We start from the raw sequence: 16,674 nt of genomic DNA, 5'->3' as shown, positions 1-16,674 counted from the left end.
AAAGATTATGAAAAAACGAGCCGGGATATGGACTGCGCTCCTGTTGGCTGTTGTTATGCTGGCAGGCTGCGGCAATCCTGCGGATCAGAAGGATTCAAAGGCAAAACAAAAAACAGAAGCGTTTCCTGTCACCATTGATGATGCGTCAAATCAAGATGTAACCATCAAAAAAGAGCCAAAAAAGATTGTTTCATTAATGCCGAGCAACACAGAAATTACATACGCTCTCGGACTCGGTGACAAAGTGGTCGGTGTCACCACGAACGATACCTATCCAAAGGAAGTCAAAAAGGTTGAGAAAGTCGGAGATATGAATGTAAACGTTGAAAAAGTCATTTCTCTAAAACCAGATCTCGTTCTGGCCCATGAGTCTTCCATGTCAGCATCAGCAGATGCCATCAAACAGCTGAAGGACGCGGGCATTACAGTGCTGACTGTCAATGATGCACAATCATTCTCCGAGGTGTACAAATCAATCGAAATGATCGGAGAAGCTGGCGGGGCGGAGAAAAAAGCTGATCAGCTCGTGAAAAGCATGAAATCAGATCTAAAGGATATTCAAGAAAAAGCGAAAACCATTTCAAAAGACGAGGAGAAAAGCGTATTTATCGAGGTTTCTCCTGATCCTGACATTTATACAACCGGAAAAGATACGTTTATGAATGAAATGCTGAATGTCATCCATGCTAAAAACGCAGCTGCGGATCAGACAGGATGGGTGCAAATGACAGATGAGGCGATCGTAAAACTCAATCCTGATGCAATTGTTACAACGGACGGTGTGAAAGCGAAAGCTGTGGAAAAACGCGATGGCTGGAGCGAAATCAATGCTGTGAAACATCATCGTGTATATGATGTGGACCCTGATCTTGTGACACGTTCCGGTCCCCGTCTGATCGAAGGGGTCGAAGAACTTGCGGAAAGCATTTACCCGGATACATTTAAGGAATAATCGTTATGCCGCATATATCATTGGTTTCTCATTTTTAGCCGTGAGCATCATCTTAGGAATTTCTTGCGGCAGCCTGCATATTCCTATTCCCGCTGTTTTTCGTGTCTTTTGGCATCAAGGCTTCGGCGGCTCTATCGGTTCTGATGATCCGATGTACACTAATATTATGATGAATATCAGACTGCCGAGAGTTGTGCTGGCCGCCCTTGTGGGGGCGGCTCTTTCTATTGCAGGGGCTGCTTTTCAAGGATTGTTGAAAAATCCACTTGCTGATCCCTATACGCTAGGTGTGTCATCCGGTGCTTCAGTCGGAGCTGTTGTGACTCTGTTCTTAGGTCTGCACCTTCCTGTCATCGGAGGGTTTACACTCCCGGTTGTGAGTGTAGCCGCGGCACTTGCCACGATGGCGGCGGTCCTTTTCTTCAGCCGCCTCGTTCATGCTTCGATGTCTGTTTCCACCCTCATTTTGACCGGTGTCATCACCAACTCTTTTTTGGGCGCATTTATTTCTCTTATCATCGCCTTGACAGGAGACAACCTGCTTCCGATTGTGCATTGGCTGCTTGGCAGCGTCTCAATGAGGGGCTGGAGCTATGTTATTTTGTTTCTCCCGTTTTTTCTTTTGGGAACCATTTTATTGATTATAAACGGAAGGGAACTGAACGTGATGACATATGGAGAAGATAAAGCAAAGCTTCTTGGAGTCAGCGTTCAGCAGAGGAAGATGATGATTCTAATAGCCGGATCTCTTTTGACGGGAAGCGCTGTGGCAGTATCGGGTACGATTGGCTTTGTCGGCCTTGTGATTCCGCATATCACAAGGCTTTTGTGGGGAACGGACCATCGGCATTTACTGCCGCTGTCCGCCTTGCTCGGGGCAGGATTTCTCGTTTTAGCCGACCTGCTTTCCAGAACCATCATTGAGCCGATTGAACTGCCGATCGGGATCATTACGTCCTTGGCGGGAGCGCCTGTGTTCGCTCTTATTTTAATTCGGCAGCACCGCGGGAGGAGAAGCTTATGATGAAGGCAGAAGGGCTGTCGGGAGGATACGGCGACAGCCGCCTAATCAACAATGTCAGCTTAACAGTGGAGAAGGGAGAATTTCTCGGAATTCTTGGTCCTAATGGAAGCGGAAAAACCACGCTTTTGCACTTGTTGACAGGTACGCTGCCGGCCAAGGAAGGCAGGGTTTATCTGGCCGGAAAACTGCTGGCGGACTATAAACCGAAGGAACTGGCGCAAATCATGGCCGTCCTGCCGCAAAAAACGGATCAAGCCTTCACCTTTACCGTCGAAGAAACTGTAGCCTTTGGCAGATATCCATTCCAAACGGGAATGTTCAGACAGCAGACTGAAAAGGATAAAGCCATTGTACAGGAAGCAATGGAGCAAACAGGAGTGGCCAATTTTGCACAAAGGCCGATTCGCGAACTAAGCGGAGGGGAACAGCAGCGGGTGTATTTGGCACAAGCTTTGGCGCAGCAGCCGCGTATTTTATTTTTGGACGAGCCGACTAATTTTCTCGATCTGGCTTATCAAAAAGACCTGCTTGATCTGATCAAATGCCTGACGAGAGAAAGCGGATTGGCAGCTGTCAGCGTTTTTCATGATCTGAACACCGCAAGCCTGTACTGTGATGAGCTCATGTTTATGAAAAACGGTGCCGCTGGTCCTAAGCAAAAACCGGAATATGCTGTCACAGAACAAAGCATAAAGGCGGTGTACGATACAGATGTCACCGCCTTGGTACATCAAAGCTCACCTAAACCGATGATTGTGATTCAGCCTGAAAAAGATAGCGCGAAGCGGCAGTCTATCCCATTTGAAGCATTGCTCCAAGCGGGGCGTGATAACATTCTTCTGCAAACGGAAATCCCGCTTCGAACATTGTCCTCGACGCCTATCGGTGCAGGGTTTTCGTGGAGCAGGACGCTGATCCATAAACGGCTGCCAGATCAGCCAGATCCGATAGAAGGACTTACGGCCTGTCTTTCAGAAAGCGGTTTTCAACTGCAGGAGACGTGTGCGATGGCTTCTTCAGAAAGACTTGACCGTTTCGTGTATCGAACGTATGAAGACAGAGAGTTATCCGTTTTCATATGCGTTCAGACCGGCTTTTCGATTTGGATTTTGATAAACGGCTATGCGGCAGATCAATTCTTCATCAAAGCTCTTATGGCTGCCGAAGCAGAACGGACGAAAGTGCTGGGAGACGGAGGAGGCACAGGTGATATTCTCATCGCCGCGACTCAAACTCAGCAATCCGAAAACATAGAACAGCGGCTGAATCAATTGATAAAGAAAGGGACAGCTGAATGTATAAAAGAGGCTGCTGAGTTGTTTGAATAAGTCTGTAAAGGAGATTCAGGGTATGAAACTATATACAAAAACAGGCGATAAGGGACAAACGGGCTTAGTCGGGGGCAGAACGGACAAGGACAGCCTACGCGTCGAAAGCTACGGCACGATTGACGAGCTTAACAGCTTTATCGGGCTTACTTTGGCAGAGCTTTCCGGGCAGCCCGGCTTTGAAGATCTGACAGCCGAGCTGCTGACCATCCAGCATGAGCTGTTTGACTGCGGAGGCGATCTGGCAATCGTCACAGAAAGAAAAGACTACAAACTAACGGAAGAATCTGTTTCCTTTTTAGAAACGCGCATTGATGCCTATACAGCAGAAGCGCCGGAACTGAAGAAATTTATTCTTCCAGGCGGATCAAAGTGTGCTTCGCTTCTCCATATCGCACGCACCATTACAAGGCGGGCAGAACGAAGAGTGGTGGCGCTGATGAAATCGGAGGAGATTCATGAAACAGTGCTGCGTTATCTCAATCGTCTGTCCGATTATTTCTTTGCCGCCGCACGGGTTGTGAATGCAAGAAACGGTATTGGCGATGTAGAATATGAAAGAAGTGCCATTGTGTTTCGGGACCGAGACAGCAGTTAATCATAAAAAGTGAAAACGAAAGCCGGCGTGTTCAAATACATGCCGGCTTTTTGTTTTTCACTCTGTCAATTTCCCATTTTACGACAAAAAATGAACCTTATGAATTATTGACTGAAAAATGGAAAAATGAGATATTGTAATAAATAGATGTAAAAAATAGGCAACGGGGGGCTCTGATGGATGGTGAAATTGATTGAAAGTGATAGCATCTGGAAGAGAAATTTCAATTATCTGTTTTTCTCAAGAATAGTCAAGATATCCGGCGATATGTTCGCATTTAATTCAATATTATGGTTTTTAATTTATGACGGCAAAGGTGCGATCGGCACTGCTTTATTGATTGCTGTCACGTTTTTGCCGGAAGCCGTTCTGGCGCCTGTGACGGGGCCTTTTATGAAACAGACCACGCTGAAATTTTGGATGTACTTTTCAGATCTGACAAGGGCGGCGATTGTTTTGATTATCCCTCTATGTCATTTTGCGGGCTTCTCTCCGCTGTGGTTTGTCATGACGCTTATGATTGTGCATTCAGCTACTGGAGCTGCCTACAATCCCGCCTCTATCGCTTTGATTCCTCAAATCGTCAATGAACAGGGCATTCAAAAAGCAAACGCTGTGCTGCAATCCTCCGCTCAAATTGTCCGGCTTGGGGCTGTCACATTATGCGGCGCTTTTCTTACATTTATCAGTCCTTCTTATACCATGCTTATCGCACTCGTGCTCTATTTGGTGTCAGGTTTTCTCGTTCTTTTTATTAAGTACACTGCGGTTGAATCTCAATCAGAGTCTGCGGTTGTTACACAGAGAGGCACATATATCGGAAGACTGAAACGCGGCTTTAGGCTCGTCAGAAAACACCAGATTTTATATCCGCTCGCCATTTACTGTATCTTTATGAATTTCGCGGCTGCCCCATGGGAAGCGCTCTCTGCCGTATACGTAGCGGAAGATTTAAACGGCCAGCCGATCGTATACTCGCTTTTAAAGGCCACCACCGCCGCGGGCGCGTTTTTATTAGGGTTTGTGCTGGCGAAAGTCAAGGTAAACAGGTACGGCTTGTTATTCGTCACTGCCGGCATTATTGAAGGATTTGCTTTCTTTATTACCGGGATGAATACCTTTTTGCCGCTCGTCTTTTTCGCTGCTTTTACCTTTGGCGCCGCAGTCAGTGCTGTTAATGTTCCTGAGTACACGATTATCCAGACGTCTGTGGACAGTGAGGATCAGCCGCAGGTTTACGCCGTTATACATATGATCTCAAATATTTCGATCCCTGCCGGAGCTGTCATTTGCGGGTATGCCGCTAATGCTTTCGGCTCAGGAACAGTGATTGCTGCCGGCGGGATTGTCGAAATTATTGCGGGTATCGGAATCTTGCTGTTTACAAAACTGGCCAAAGCAGAAAGGTCCGACCTGATTAAAGAAAGGGAAGCAAGTGTTCATCTGTAAAGGGTTTTAAAACGCCATGCCTCGTGCATGGCGTTTTTTTGTGCCAATGGGTCCGGTGCGAGATACGACTCCGGTCTTATATAAAAATCAATCTCTGATTCGTTTTGCATATCTTCCAACTTGTATAAGATGAAGACAAGGAAAACGAAAGGAGGATCTGCATGAAGATCAACAAGAAAACAATAGGCGGATTCTTATTAATTGTATTTGGGATCTCTGTCTTTTTTGGAGGAGGAAGCTTCGGCTTTATCATCCCGCTCGCCATCGGGAGCTTGATGACATACGCAGGAATCAAAAGGTTTGCCGCGGGAAAAACCATTACGGGAATCATCGTGGGCGGTATCGGGGCCATTATGCTCATCTGCTCACTTCCGTTTGTCGTCGGAATCGCATTGGCGGCCGCTATGGTGTATTACGGCTGGAAGCTGATGAAAAACGGATCAGCTGATAACGGTGTATCATCTTTTGATCCTGAACCGGCTTCTGCTGCCTACCAATCTCACTTTGATGACGAATGGGAAGAATTTTTGAAGAAAAAATAATATCAATATATTAGGAGGAATTAGGTATGGTATTAAAAAGAATCAGAGATATGTTTGTTGCGTCAGTTCATGAAGGACTTGATAAAATGGAGAATCCAAAGGTGATGCTGAATCAATATGTACGCGATATGGAAAGCGACATCGCAAAAGCAAAGCAAACAATTGTGAAACAGCACACGATTGTCTATCAATTTAAGAAAAAATATGAAGAAGCCGCTGAAGTGGCTGGCAAACGGAAAAATCAGGCACAGCTCGCATTTGACGCAGGTGAAGAAGAACTGGCGAAAAAGGCGCTGACTGAAATGAAGTATTTAGAAGGAAAGGCGGCTGAGCATAAAGCTTCCTATGAACAGGCAAACAGTCAGCTGGCCGATCTGAAAGAGCAGCTGGCTGCACTTGAAACAAAGCTTCAGGACGTAAAGGATAAAAAACAGGCGCTGATTGCGCGGGCAAATGCGGCGAAAGCTAAAGAGCATATGAATACGACATTTGACAAAATTGACAGTGAAAGCGCGTATCGTGAATTTTTGCGTATTGAAAATCGTATTGAAGAAATGGAAATCCGCGCGAATTATTCAAAGTCAGCGGAAGCCGGCGCAGAACTTACACGTAAAGAATTCGCAGACGATGTGGAAGCAGAGATTGAAAAAATGCGGACACTTTCACTGCAAAAATCAGACCAGACACAAGCGGCAAATGAATAAGCGGAACGGGGAAGGATTTGCGGTCAAGTCCTTCCCTTCCGCACGTATCAATTCGCAAGCTTTTCCTTTATAATAGAATGAATGAGAAGGATGAAACCGAATGAAAAAAATGCTTGGCAAACTGTTGATCACTGCCGGTATTCTGGTTTTTTTCGCCGTCGTCGTAAAAGATGTGTTTGCTGCAGGCCTGGGTTTCATAAATGGCACAGAAGCCGATTCAGCCAGCGCATCGCCGCGGGACATTGACAGTATGGTCATTGAGTCGGATAGCAAGGATGTCCGGATTATAGCGGAAGAACGAAGTGACATATCGGCAGGCATTTCAGGAGACTCAGGAAAGTTATTTGTTACTGAAAACAAAAGAAAACTGGAGCTGACCGTAAAGGAAAAAGAATTTCAATTTTTGAATGGGTTTAACCGTTCAACTCTTATCGTCAGGCTTCCGTATGATTATAAAGGTGATCTGGCAGTACGAACCTCAAGCGGTGACGTGTCTGTGGCCGGGAATGACCATCTTGCGCTTTCCGGGCTGAACGCAGTATCTGCGAGCGGAAATACGAGCGTGACGGACGTCCGCATTCAAGACCTGAAAGTGAAGGCATCATCGGGGGATGTTTCCATTTCAAATACCGTCTCCAAAACAGCCGGCATTGATTTAGCTTCAGGGGACGCAAATCTGGTTCATGTATCAGGCTCTCTTGATGTGAAAATGACTTCAGGAGATTTTAATGCTGTATTGAAAAAGGTAACCGGTCCCGTATCTGTCACGCTGACAAGCGGTGATGCTAATGTAAGCCTTCCCCAAAACGGCAGCTTTGCAGTCAATGCTTTATCAGCAAGCGGTGACGTCAGTTCGCCGTATTCATTTGCTGACAAAGCACATAAAGAACAGCATCACATCACAGGCACGCAAGGAAGCGGCCAGCATCCAATCGACATCAAAACGGACAGCGGGGATCTAGCGATACGGTAGCACCAGGCAGAAGAAAGGAGGCGGACACCAGGAATGACAAAAAAACAGCTTCTCGGATTGATCATTGCTTTATTCGGCATCAGTATGTTTTTGCAAATTATCGGAATAGGCGATCTGCTGTTTTGGCCGCTCTTTTTTCTGATTGCCGGCTATTTCCTTAAAAAATATTCCCGTGATTGGCTTGGCTCCGTCATGTATATCTTTGCCGCGTTTCTATTTTTGAAAAACCTCTTCAGCATCACCTTTAATTTATTCGGCTATGCGTTTGCCGCATTTCTGATTTACGCCGGCTACAGGCTTGTCAAAGGGAAGCCGATATTCGAACCGAATGAGAAACAGGTCAACCTCAATAAAAAAGAACATCATGATCCGCCAAAAGATGTAAAACATCCCGACATGCGCAGCTTTTTTATCGGTGAGCTGCAAATGATGAAGCAGCCGTTTGACCTGAATGATTTAAATGTCTCTGGTTTTATCGGTGATATCAAAATCGATTTATCTAAAGCGATGATTCCCGAGGGAGAAAGTACAATCGTCATTAGCGGAGTCATTGGTAACGTTGATATTTATGTACCATCGGACCTTGAAGTGGCTGTCAGCTCAGCTGTTTTTATAGGTGACATCAATCTGATCGGCTCGAAGAAAAGCGGATTAAGCACGAAGGTATATGCCGCGTCAACCGATTTCAGCGAGTCAAAGCGCCGTGTCAAAGTGTCCGTTTCCTTATTTATCGGTGATGTGGATGTGAAGTACGTATGAGAAAAAAAATGCTTGCCAGCCTCCAATGGCGCGCCATCCGCATGACAACGGGAATCAGCCTGCTCCTTTTTGTTTGCCTGATTTCCTTTATGATGTTTTACTATCGGCTCGATCCGCTTGTTTTGCTGTCATCAAGCTGGTTCGGAATTCCGTTTATCCTGATTTTGCTTCTAATCAGCGTGACCGTCGGTTTCGCCTCAGGATATATGTACGGCAACCGGTTGAAGACAAGGATTGATACATTAATTGAATCCATTTTAACCTTTGAAAACGGCAATTTCGCTTATCGGATACCGCCGCTCGGTGATGATGAAATCGGCCTGGCCGCTGATCAGCTGAACGAAATGGCGAAGCGCGTGGAGCTTCAAGTCGCATCCCTGCAGAAACTTTCCAATGAACGTGCGGAATGGCAGGCTCAAATGAAGAAGTCGGTTATCTCAGAAGAACGCCAGCGATTGGCTAGAGATCTTCATGATGCGGTCAGCCAGCAGCTCTTTGCCATATCGATGATGACATCAGCCGTGCTGGAACATGTCAAGGATGCTGATGACAAAACAGTCAAGCGGATCAGGATGGTTGAGCATATGGCAGGCGAAGCCCAAAATGAGATGAGGGCGCTGCTGCTCCATTTACGGCCTGTTACCCTTGAAGGAAAAGGGCTGAAGGAGGGCCTTACGGAGCTTTTGGACGAGTTCCGAAAAAAGCAGCCGATTGATATTGAGTGGGATATACAGGACACAGCGATATCCAAGGGTGTTGAAGACCACTTGTTCAGAATCGTGCAGGAGGCCCTTTCAAACGTATTTAGACATTCAAAAGCGTCAAAAGTAACCGTGATTCTGGGCATAAAGAACAGCCAGCTCCGTCTGAAGGTGATTGATAATGGAAAAGGCTTTAAAATGGACCAGGTGAAAGCATCCTCATACGGCTTGAATTCTATGAAGGAACGTGCAAGTGAAATCGGCGGGGTCGCCGAAGTGATTTCAGTAGAAGGAAAAGGCACCCAAATTGAAGTGAAGGTCCCGATTTTCCCGGAAGAAAAAGGAGAGAACGAACGTGATTCGAGTATTATTGATTGATGATCATGAAATGGTCAGAATGGGGCTCGCGGCTTTTTTGGAGGCGCAGCCCGATATTGAAGTCATCGGCGAAGCATCGGACGGCAGCGAAGGTGTTCGGCTTGCTGCGGAACTGTCGCCGGATGTCATTTTAATGGACCTTGTCATGGAGGGCATGGATGGCATTGAAGCTACAAAGCAAATTTGCCGGGAGCTTTCCGACCCGAAAATTATTGTGCTCACTAGCTTCATTGATGATGACAAAGTGTACCCGGTTATTGAAGCTGGCGCGCTCAGCTATCTGTTGAAAACCTCAAAAGCGGCAGAAATCGCCGATGCCATCCGCGCCGCAAGCAAGGGAGAGCCGAAGCTGGAGTCAAAAGTGGCGGGAAAAGTATTATCCAGGCTGCGCCACTCAGGTGAAAACGCGCTCCCGCATGAATCGCTGACGAAACGGGAGCTCGAAATACTCTGCCTGATCGCAGAAGGTAAGACAAACAAAGAAATAGGCGAGGAACTGTTTATTACGATTAAAACAGTCAAAACACATATTACCAATATTTTATCAAAGCTGGATGTCAGTGACCGGACGCAGGCGGCGGTGTACGCGCATCGAAATCATCTCGTCAAATAGGCGGCTCCTATTTGTTTGCGCCTTTCGTTCCGAAGTCTCTGACAATCACATTGACCCGGTAGTCTATTTCCGCATTGCTGAAATAATCATCATCCCATTTTCTTGCGATCTTTTTCCACTTTTGAGGATAATGAATTCTGACTTGGTTTCCCAATCCGGTCACATCCGCTTTGATCTCTTTCTGCAGCTTCTCTGTAATAAATGTCGTTACTGTTTTGTGTATTCGTTTTTCGACTGCCTTTTCAATGCTTTTAATATATGAATCCTTAAACGAATCTTCACTGGGATTCCAGTCCTCAGATAGACGACCTTCAATAGTGCGGGTGACGGTGAATTTGAACTTTCCGTCCTTATAGGCCGTCTTGATCTTCCGATTGCTCGAATATACTTCATAAGAAAAGAGATGGCCATCGCGCTTCAAGTCAATGACGCCTCCCTCGACAGTGCCTGAAAATAAGTTAATATTTTGAACCTCAATCGGGGTGAGATCCCGGTGCCATAATTTATTTTTTATGATAGAGGCTCCGTTTATCGCGAGCTTGCCGTTTTCCTTACCGACATGAGGGATGAGGAATGAATCGTCAGAGGTTAAGTGTTCTGAGACCTCCCCCAATGTAACTGGCTCCATCATTCTGATCGTCACCTTATTATTCTCTGTCAGATCATATATCACGTTGGATGCGGGTTCGCCTTCATCATTCATGTTAAATATATCCTTAGTTCGGCCGTTGGTGATAAAGACATAGGAACTCCTCCTTGTTCCGTTGTCTCTGACAAACTGGTTAATGATCGCGTCCATTCCAATTTGATCCGCAATCACGCTTTTGGAAAGCAGAATGAGACGCAAATGCTGTGAAAACGTAGGATTATGCTTTAATGCAGAGGTTCTCATCATTTGATGGACAGTTTCACCCTTTGTGATAGAAAGCTGTGTCGGATCAGATGAAGAGCCCTCCTTGGCACTGATTTTTTTCGGCACGAGAATTTGCTGTGTCAGCTCTAAATTTTCATCGTCAGGCTTGTCTAGCCCTACTCCGATCACTAAGCTTAATTCCTCGATATTCTCACTGTCCCAGCATCCGGACAGCAATAGGGTGCATATAAACATACATAAAATCCGGATTTTCATTTTGCTGTAATCCTCCTCTTGAGAGCTACAATGAAAAAGAGAATGAAGGGAAGCAGAAACAGGGAGACAAAAATATAGCCAAGATAATCGCTATACACCATGACTTGATTGGCGTCATCCGGCCAGAGAGAAAAATAAAAGACCGTTATGCCGATAATCACCATGCTTGTTTTAGTCGATAATCCGAATGTCTTCTTTAGCCCGTTAGCGGCAAAGTATCCGTAAATGACAAATGTGGTGAAAAACTGGATGATCCAGACCACCAGTAAAAACGATTCAAACCGTTCAATAAATATGCCTTTAAGCTCAAAGGACTGAAAGAGAGAAATAGTCGGCCAAATCAGCGTTTTTACCTCGGGAGCGGTCAAAGCTCCGACAACGATAATATACGTAAGGATATATAAGATAATCGGAATCAGAAATCCTAGAGACGCATATCTGAACGTGTATTTCTTTTTCTTCATATGTTCAGGAAGAAACAGCATCACTTCCATTCCTAAAAAAGAGATGGAAACGACGGTAAGGGAGTTTGCAATGGGTCCAAGGCCTTCGCCTAAAACAGGACGCAAATTATTAATATCAAAAATTTTAAAACTGATCCCAAACACAACCAGCAAAATAATAATGGTTACCGTTAAATAAAAGGGAAACAGCCGCGACACATCACTTAAACCCCCGACGATTAAATAAATACCGCAGCAAATAAACGTTAAAATAATGACTTGAATTGGGGTTCTCTCCAGCAGGAAAAACTTCACCATTTCAGCCATTGCCCGTGTCTCGAAGCTGGCTACGCCGAGGAAATAGCCGCAGATCAAAAGGCCGATGATGCTGCCGATCCATTTCCCAAGCCCTTCCTTCAAATATTCAAAGAGTGAAGGGTATTGATGTTTTTTCTGAATGAGCGTGTTTAAATAAATGAAGAAAATAAAAATGAAACCTTCTAATATCAGCGTGATCCAGCCGTCAGGCGTATTAGCCTTAGTGGTCAGCGCTCGCGGCAATGTTAAAAGTCCGGCCCCAAGCATTGTATTTGCAACAATAGAAATACCTTGAAAGGTATTAAGTTTCAGTGGAGTCTGTTTTTGGCTCATTTGGATTATTCGCCTCTTTTGGTTTGTTTTTAATTGGGAGACGGATAATGGAGTCATCCGTATTTTTCAGGCTAAAGAATCCGTTTGGCGAAAAATACGGAGACCCAAAGCTCGTTTGTCTCGTTAAGTGCGTATAAACGACAAGCATAAATAAAATAATGCCGTACAGCCCTAAAATAGCGGCGGAAAACATCGAAATAAAACGCAGCACCCGGAAAGACAGACCCATTCCGTATTGAGGAACGGTAAAGGATGCCAGGGCAATGACACTGACGACAATGACCATAATCGAACTGACGAGATTCGCTTCTACAGCAGCCTGTCCGATGACTACGCCCCCAACGAGGCCGATCGTCTGTCCGAGCGGATTGGGGAGTCGCAGTCCGGCTTCCCTTAGCAGCTCGATGGTGACTTCCATCAGCAGGGCTTCAAATATCGGAGGGAACGGCACGTTTTCCCTGTTCGCCGAAATCGTGACGGCGAGTGCGGTCGGCAGCAGCCCCTGATGGAAGGAAACGAGTGCAATATAAATCGATGACAAAAACAATGTGATGAAGATAGAAGCAAAGCGCAGCGACCGGATAAGAGATGCTGAAATCCAGCGTTCATAGTAGTCATCCGGGGATTGCATCAGGATGCCGAGAGAAACCGGCACCAGCAGCACAAATGGTGAACTGTCGACCAAAATTGCCACACGGCCGTTAAACAGGGCTGAAGATACTTTGTCAGGTCTTTCCGTATTTTGAATCTGCGGAAATGGTGAATATTTATTATCTTCAATGAGTTCCTCGAGCGTTCCGCTGTCCTGGATATCTTCCAGCTGGATATTTTTAAGCCGCGCCTTCACTTCTTTTATGACGGACTTTTTTGCTTTACCTTCAATGTACATAATGGCTGCAGGCTTCAGCTTGTTTTCGCCGATCATGATTTTTTTAGTGATCAATTTCGGATGAGAGGTTCTTTGTCTAATCAGAGCGAGATTTGTATCGAGATCCTCTACAAACGCTACTTTTGGGCCGCGAACCACTTTTTCAGTTGTCGGCTCTGTCAGGCTTCTTGTTTTTTTCTTTCCTGTGGTCAGAATATAGGCTTTATCCAATCCGTTGATAAACACAGCACAATTGCCGTTGAGAATCGATTCAATCGTTTTTTTTGCGGTTTCAACAGGTCTTGCGTCAAGCTGGTCAAGGCGTTTTTTGACCTGGTCAAGCGTTAAGGTCTCCTCATCTTTAATCAAAGTTTTAATGGCTTCTGACACCTTATTCTCATCAGTCATTTCACTGAAATAGAGATAGTAAAAAACCAGTCCGTTCGCAAGCATTTTTTTGTTTTTCACCAGATCATCGTTTTCTTTTAATTTTGGCAGCACCAATGCTAAATTATCGTGTATATATTCCTTAAACTCTGTTTGTTCCAATGAGGTCACCTCTTATCCAAAACCTTAGTAGAGGTTATCTTTTCCTGTTAAAAAAATGATATACTGTGTTAGAGTATTTCATGGAATAAGTTTTTTTATGAAAGCGGAGGATACGAAGTGGCACAGGTAAGGCTAGCTGGTAAACAAGAAGAAATTGAACAGCTCATTAGATCATTTGAACAGCATTATGATGTCTCTTATACATCAAAGGAGTACGGAAGGACGAATCCAAAATACAAATATTCAAAGGATTCCCGCGTATATCTTGAATTAAAATTAAAATCTGCCAAGATCGAAAAATAAAAAGGATTTTTTGTGTCATTGGCGAATTATGATCTATTGAAGCAACCGTTATGGAGGGATACATAAATGGAATACAGAATTGAACGAGACACCATGGGAGAAGTAAAAGTTCCTGCTGATAAATTTTGGGGCGCCCAAACACAGCGAAGCAAGGAGAACTTTAAGATCGGTTCTGAAAAAATGCCGATGCGTGTTGTGAAGGCGTTTGCAATTTTAAAACGAAGCACTGCTTTAGCTAATAAACGCCTCGGCAATCTGGATGCTGAAAAAGCAGAAGCGATTGCAGCGGTTTGTGATGATGTGCTCAAAGGCAAGTACGATGACAACTTCCCGCTTGTCGTATGGCAGACCGGAAGCGGCACACAAAGCAATATGAACATGAACGAAGTGGTAGCCAACCGTGCGACTGCTTTATTAAAAGAGAAGAACTCTGATCAAACGATTCATCCAAATGATGACGTGAACCGAAGCCAAAGCTCAAACGACACATTCCCGACGGCGATGCATGTTGCCGCTGTTTTGGCTGTTTACGAGCAGCTTGTGCCGGCGCTTGATCAGCTTCGCAATACACTGGATGAAAAAGCAAAAGCATACAATGATATTGTCAAAATCGGACGCACGCATCTTCAGGATGCTACGCCACTGACCCTCGGACAGGAAATCAGCGGATGGGTTCACATGCTGGACCGTTCGAAGGAAATGATTTTGGAAGCGACAGATAAAATGCGTGCGCTTGCAATTGGTGGAACGGCTGTCGGAACGGGTATCAACGCCCACCCAGAGTTTGGAGAGCTTGTCTCAGAAGAGATCACTAAGCTGACCGGCCAAACGTTTAGCAGTTCACCGAATAAATTTCACGCGCTGACAAGCCATGACGAAATCACTTATGCGCATGGCGCATTAAAAGCGCTTGCGGCTGACTTAATGAAAATCGCGAACGATGTCAGATGGCTCGCAAGCGGACCTCGCTGCGGCATCGGGGAGATCGTCATTCCTGAAAATGAGCCGGGAAGCTCCATTATGCCTGGTAAAGTCAACCCGACACAAAGCGAAGCGTTAACAATGATCGCAGCGCAAATCATGGGGAACGATGCTACAATCGGCTTTGCTGCGAGTCAGGGAAACTTTGAACTGAACGTGTTTAAGCCTGTTATTATTTACAACTTCCTGCAATCTGTGCAGCTGCTCAGTGACGGCATGAATTCATTCCATGATAAATGTGCTGTCGGTATTGAGCCTAATAAAGAAACCATTCAGGAAAACCTGTCAAATTCATTAATGCTTGTTACGGCGCTGAACCCGCATATCGGTTATGAAAACGCGGCGAAAATCGCTAAGCTTGCCCATAAAGAGGGATTGACGCTCAAAGAAGCAGCTTTGAAGCTTGAATTGCTGACAGAGGAGCAATTTAACGAAATGGTTAAGCCGGAAGACATGGTAAAACCAAAGGCGTAATAGAAAGAAAGAACGGCTGCTTTTTAAGCAGCCGTTCTTCTAAATATGTTGCTGTTTTAATAAATATTTAAGCTGTTCCGCATCTTTGGCGAGAGCTTCAGACTCCGTCAGATTATGAATCATTCCTTTTATGATCGCCAGCTTCGGTGTTTTTTTCTTCATTTCTGCTTCAAGTATGTCCAAGCTCTCCGATAATTCAAGAGAGGAGTTTGTGTTTAAGCTGTTAATTTTGTCACGTAGGCTTTTCACAATCGATTCAGTCAGCGGGTCAGGCCGTCCGTGCGTAAGAGGCCCGAATAAAGAGCTCGCCTCTTCCAATGTGATGAAAGGCTTATCGTTTCGTTCAGACATGCCTTTTACCATATCATCAATTCGATTCATAATGATATCAGCTAATTGAGACGGCTTCACAGTGTACCCGAGCAAAATCATGCATTCCAGGTAAATCTGGCTGATGCCCTCTATTAAAAAACAAAGCTCAGCAGTGTACGGTTCCGCTTTTTTTCCATAGATGTTCAGCAGGCTGTCGATATGAAATTGAAGTGAGGACTGGCGGATTTTTTTTGCGCATTGCTCCACTTCTTCTGTGTAAGGCAGAGAACCCTCCTTCAACTGCATGCTGATAAAATCTTTGTGTTCAAGAATGTTTTCATAGAGGACGGTCAGCTGTTTACGGTAAGCCGTTCTGGGGCTGTCGCCCTTCGTTTTAATATTTAAAATTCGGGTAAACGTTTTATCATAATAGTAGTTCAGCATAGAGAGAAGAAGCGCTTCTTTCGAAGGAAAATAAATATAAAAAGCGCCTTTAGATATTTTGCATTCTTTTGCGATTTCCTGGACTGATGTTGAGTTGTATCCTTTTTGGGCAAATAGTTTTAAGGCTGTTTCAATAATCAGTTTTTCTTTTTCCTTCAATGGTTCCACCCTTTCGGAGCCCGGAGGCCTGCTAGGATATGACCATATAGTCACACCGTCTGTTATAAAATTAACCTTATTGTAACTTGTTTTTTTATCATGTATTATTTATATTATAAATTGAGATGACCGAATGGTCAAAGCTCAAGCGAAAGGGTGAATCTAGAATGAGAGAATTGGACGAAATGATCAGCCGCTTGCGAAACAGAGGAATCAAAGTGGAGAAAGTCAAATATCCGAAGCAGACCTTGTCAGAGAAAAAATGGGTTCATCAATGCAAACAGCCGCTCAAAACAAATTACAGAGATTTTAACGGCTATTCTTTCACATAAAAAAATAG

The 16,674-nt window shown here is 44.9% G+C and carries 18 protein-coding genes; 14 read left to right on the top strand and 4 right to left on the bottom strand.

What is annotated here, in order from left to right; translation table 11 throughout:
- Positions 1-7: 7 nt before the first annotated feature.
- The 11 genes from M1D65_RS16425 to liaR all read left to right on the top strand — a co-directional run bounded on the left by M1D65_RS16425 (position 8) and on the right by liaR (position 10,021).
- Positions 8-952 carry an ABC transporter substrate-binding protein gene (locus M1D65_RS16425; RefSeq protein WP_003228496.1) on the top strand — a complete coding sequence of 315 codons (945 nt, stop codon included), beginning with the start codon at positions 8-10 and terminating at the stop codon, positions 950-952.
- Positions 915-1,976: a FecCD family ABC transporter permease gene (locus tag M1D65_RS16420; protein ID WP_125121143.1), complete on the top strand. Its 1,062-nt coding sequence runs from the start codon at positions 915-917 to the stop codon at positions 1,974-1,976. The genes M1D65_RS16425 and M1D65_RS16420 overlap by 38 nt, the downstream gene beginning before the upstream one ends.
- Positions 1,976-3,304, top strand: coding sequence for an ABC transporter ATP-binding protein (locus M1D65_RS16415; protein ID WP_342412765.1), 1,329 nt, complete (start codon positions 1,976-1,978; stop codon positions 3,302-3,304). Before M1D65_RS16420 ends, M1D65_RS16415 begins: the two co-directional genes overlap by 1 nt.
- A gap of 22 nt (positions 3,305-3,326) precedes the next feature.
- Positions 3,327-3,902, top strand: coding sequence for a cob(I)yrinic acid a,c-diamide adenosyltransferase (locus tag M1D65_RS16410; protein WP_019712957.1), 576 nt, complete (start codon positions 3,327-3,329; stop codon positions 3,900-3,902).
- Positions 3,903-4,082: 180 nt separating this feature from the next.
- Positions 4,083-5,351, top strand: coding sequence for an MFS transporter (locus M1D65_RS16405; protein ID WP_038427906.1), 1,269 nt, complete (start codon positions 4,083-4,085; stop codon positions 5,349-5,351).
- A 161-nt stretch (positions 5,352-5,512) separates the two neighbouring features.
- The gene (gene liaI / locus M1D65_RS16400) at positions 5,513-5,893 is read left to right on the top strand and encodes a cell envelope stress-induced membrane anchor protein LiaI (protein ID WP_003243447.1); all 381 of its coding nucleotides are present in this window, start codon (positions 5,513-5,515) and stop codon (positions 5,891-5,893) included.
- Positions 5,894-5,919: 26 nt separating this feature from the next.
- Complete coding sequence (liaH, locus tag M1D65_RS16395) at positions 5,920-6,597, top strand: stress responsive protein LiaH (protein ID WP_072173517.1); 678 nt, start codon at positions 5,920-5,922, stop codon at positions 6,595-6,597.
- Between the two features lie 100 nt (positions 6,598-6,697).
- Positions 6,698-7,570 carry a LiaG family protein gene (gene liaG / locus M1D65_RS16390; protein WP_032726837.1) on the top strand — a complete coding sequence of 291 codons (873 nt, stop codon included), beginning with the start codon at positions 6,698-6,700 and terminating at the stop codon, positions 7,568-7,570.
- A gap of 33 nt (positions 7,571-7,603) precedes the next feature.
- Positions 7,604-8,329, top strand: a complete 726-nt coding sequence (gene liaF / locus M1D65_RS16385; RefSeq protein ID WP_003228510.1) for a LiaRS two-component regulatory system accessory protein LiaF — start codon at positions 7,604-7,606, stop codon at positions 8,327-8,329.
- Positions 8,326-9,408, top strand: a complete 1,083-nt coding sequence (gene liaS / locus M1D65_RS16380; RefSeq protein ID WP_003244464.1) for a two-component system sensor histidine kinase LiaS — start codon at positions 8,326-8,328, stop codon at positions 9,406-9,408. Before liaF ends, liaS begins: the two co-directional genes overlap by 4 nt.
- Complete coding sequence (liaR, locus tag M1D65_RS16375) at positions 9,386-10,021, top strand: two-component system response regulator LiaR (protein WP_021480575.1); 636 nt, start codon at positions 9,386-9,388, stop codon at positions 10,019-10,021. The genes liaS and liaR overlap by 23 nt, the downstream gene beginning before the upstream one ends.
- Positions 10,022-10,028: 7 nt before the next feature.
- On the opposite strand, the gene gerAC is transcribed toward liaR, so the two are convergent.
- Genes gerAC through gerAA form a run of 3 tightly spaced genes read right to left on the bottom strand, consistent with a single transcriptional unit; the run spans position 10,029 to position 13,661 of the window.
- Entirely contained in the window at positions 10,029-11,150 is a 1,122-nt protein-coding gene (gene gerAC / locus M1D65_RS16370) for a spore germination receptor protein GerAC (protein ID WP_456270633.1), read from the bottom strand.
- The gene (gene gerAB / locus M1D65_RS16365) at positions 11,147-12,244 is read right to left on the bottom strand and encodes a spore germination receptor protein GerAB (RefSeq protein WP_021480573.1); all 1,098 of its coding nucleotides are present in this window, start codon (positions 12,242-12,244) and stop codon (positions 11,147-11,149) included. Before gerAB ends, gerAC begins: the two co-directional genes overlap by 4 nt.
- A complete protein-coding gene (gerAA, locus tag M1D65_RS16360; RefSeq protein WP_021480572.1) occupies positions 12,213-13,661 on the bottom strand; it encodes a spore germination receptor protein GerAA in 1,449 nt (482 codons plus the stop codon). The genes gerAB and gerAA overlap by 32 nt, the downstream gene beginning before the upstream one ends.
- 117 nt (positions 13,662-13,778) lie before the next feature.
- Between gerAA and M1D65_RS16355 the strand changes: the two genes are divergently transcribed.
- Positions 13,779-13,964, top strand: a complete 186-nt coding sequence (locus M1D65_RS16355) for a YvzF family protein (protein WP_003244599.1) — start codon at positions 13,779-13,781, stop codon at positions 13,962-13,964.
- A gap of 66 nt (positions 13,965-14,030) precedes the next feature.
- On the top strand, positions 14,031-15,419 hold the full coding sequence (fumC, locus tag M1D65_RS16350) for a class II fumarate hydratase (protein ID WP_003228523.1): 1,389 nt from the start codon (positions 14,031-14,033) through the stop codon (positions 15,417-15,419).
- A gap of 39 nt (positions 15,420-15,458) precedes the next feature.
- Here the strand turns inward: fumC and M1D65_RS16345 are convergent, their stop codons facing one another.
- Entirely contained in the window at positions 15,459-16,334 is an 876-nt protein-coding gene (locus M1D65_RS16345; protein WP_003243192.1) for a TetR/AcrR family transcriptional regulator, read from the bottom strand.
- Positions 16,335-16,501: 167 nt separating this feature from the next.
- Here M1D65_RS16345 and spxO point away from each other — a divergent pair, with 167 nt between their 5' ends.
- On the top strand, positions 16,502-16,666 hold the full coding sequence (gene spxO, locus M1D65_RS16340) for an anti-adapter protein SpxO (protein WP_003221681.1): 165 nt from the start codon (positions 16,502-16,504) through the stop codon (positions 16,664-16,666).
- The last annotated feature ends 8 nt before the right edge of the window (positions 16,667-16,674 follow it).

The sequence above is a fragment of the Bacillus sp. JZ39 genome (assembly GCF_053903145.1).
This window is presented reverse-complemented; position numbering and strand designations above follow the sequence as displayed.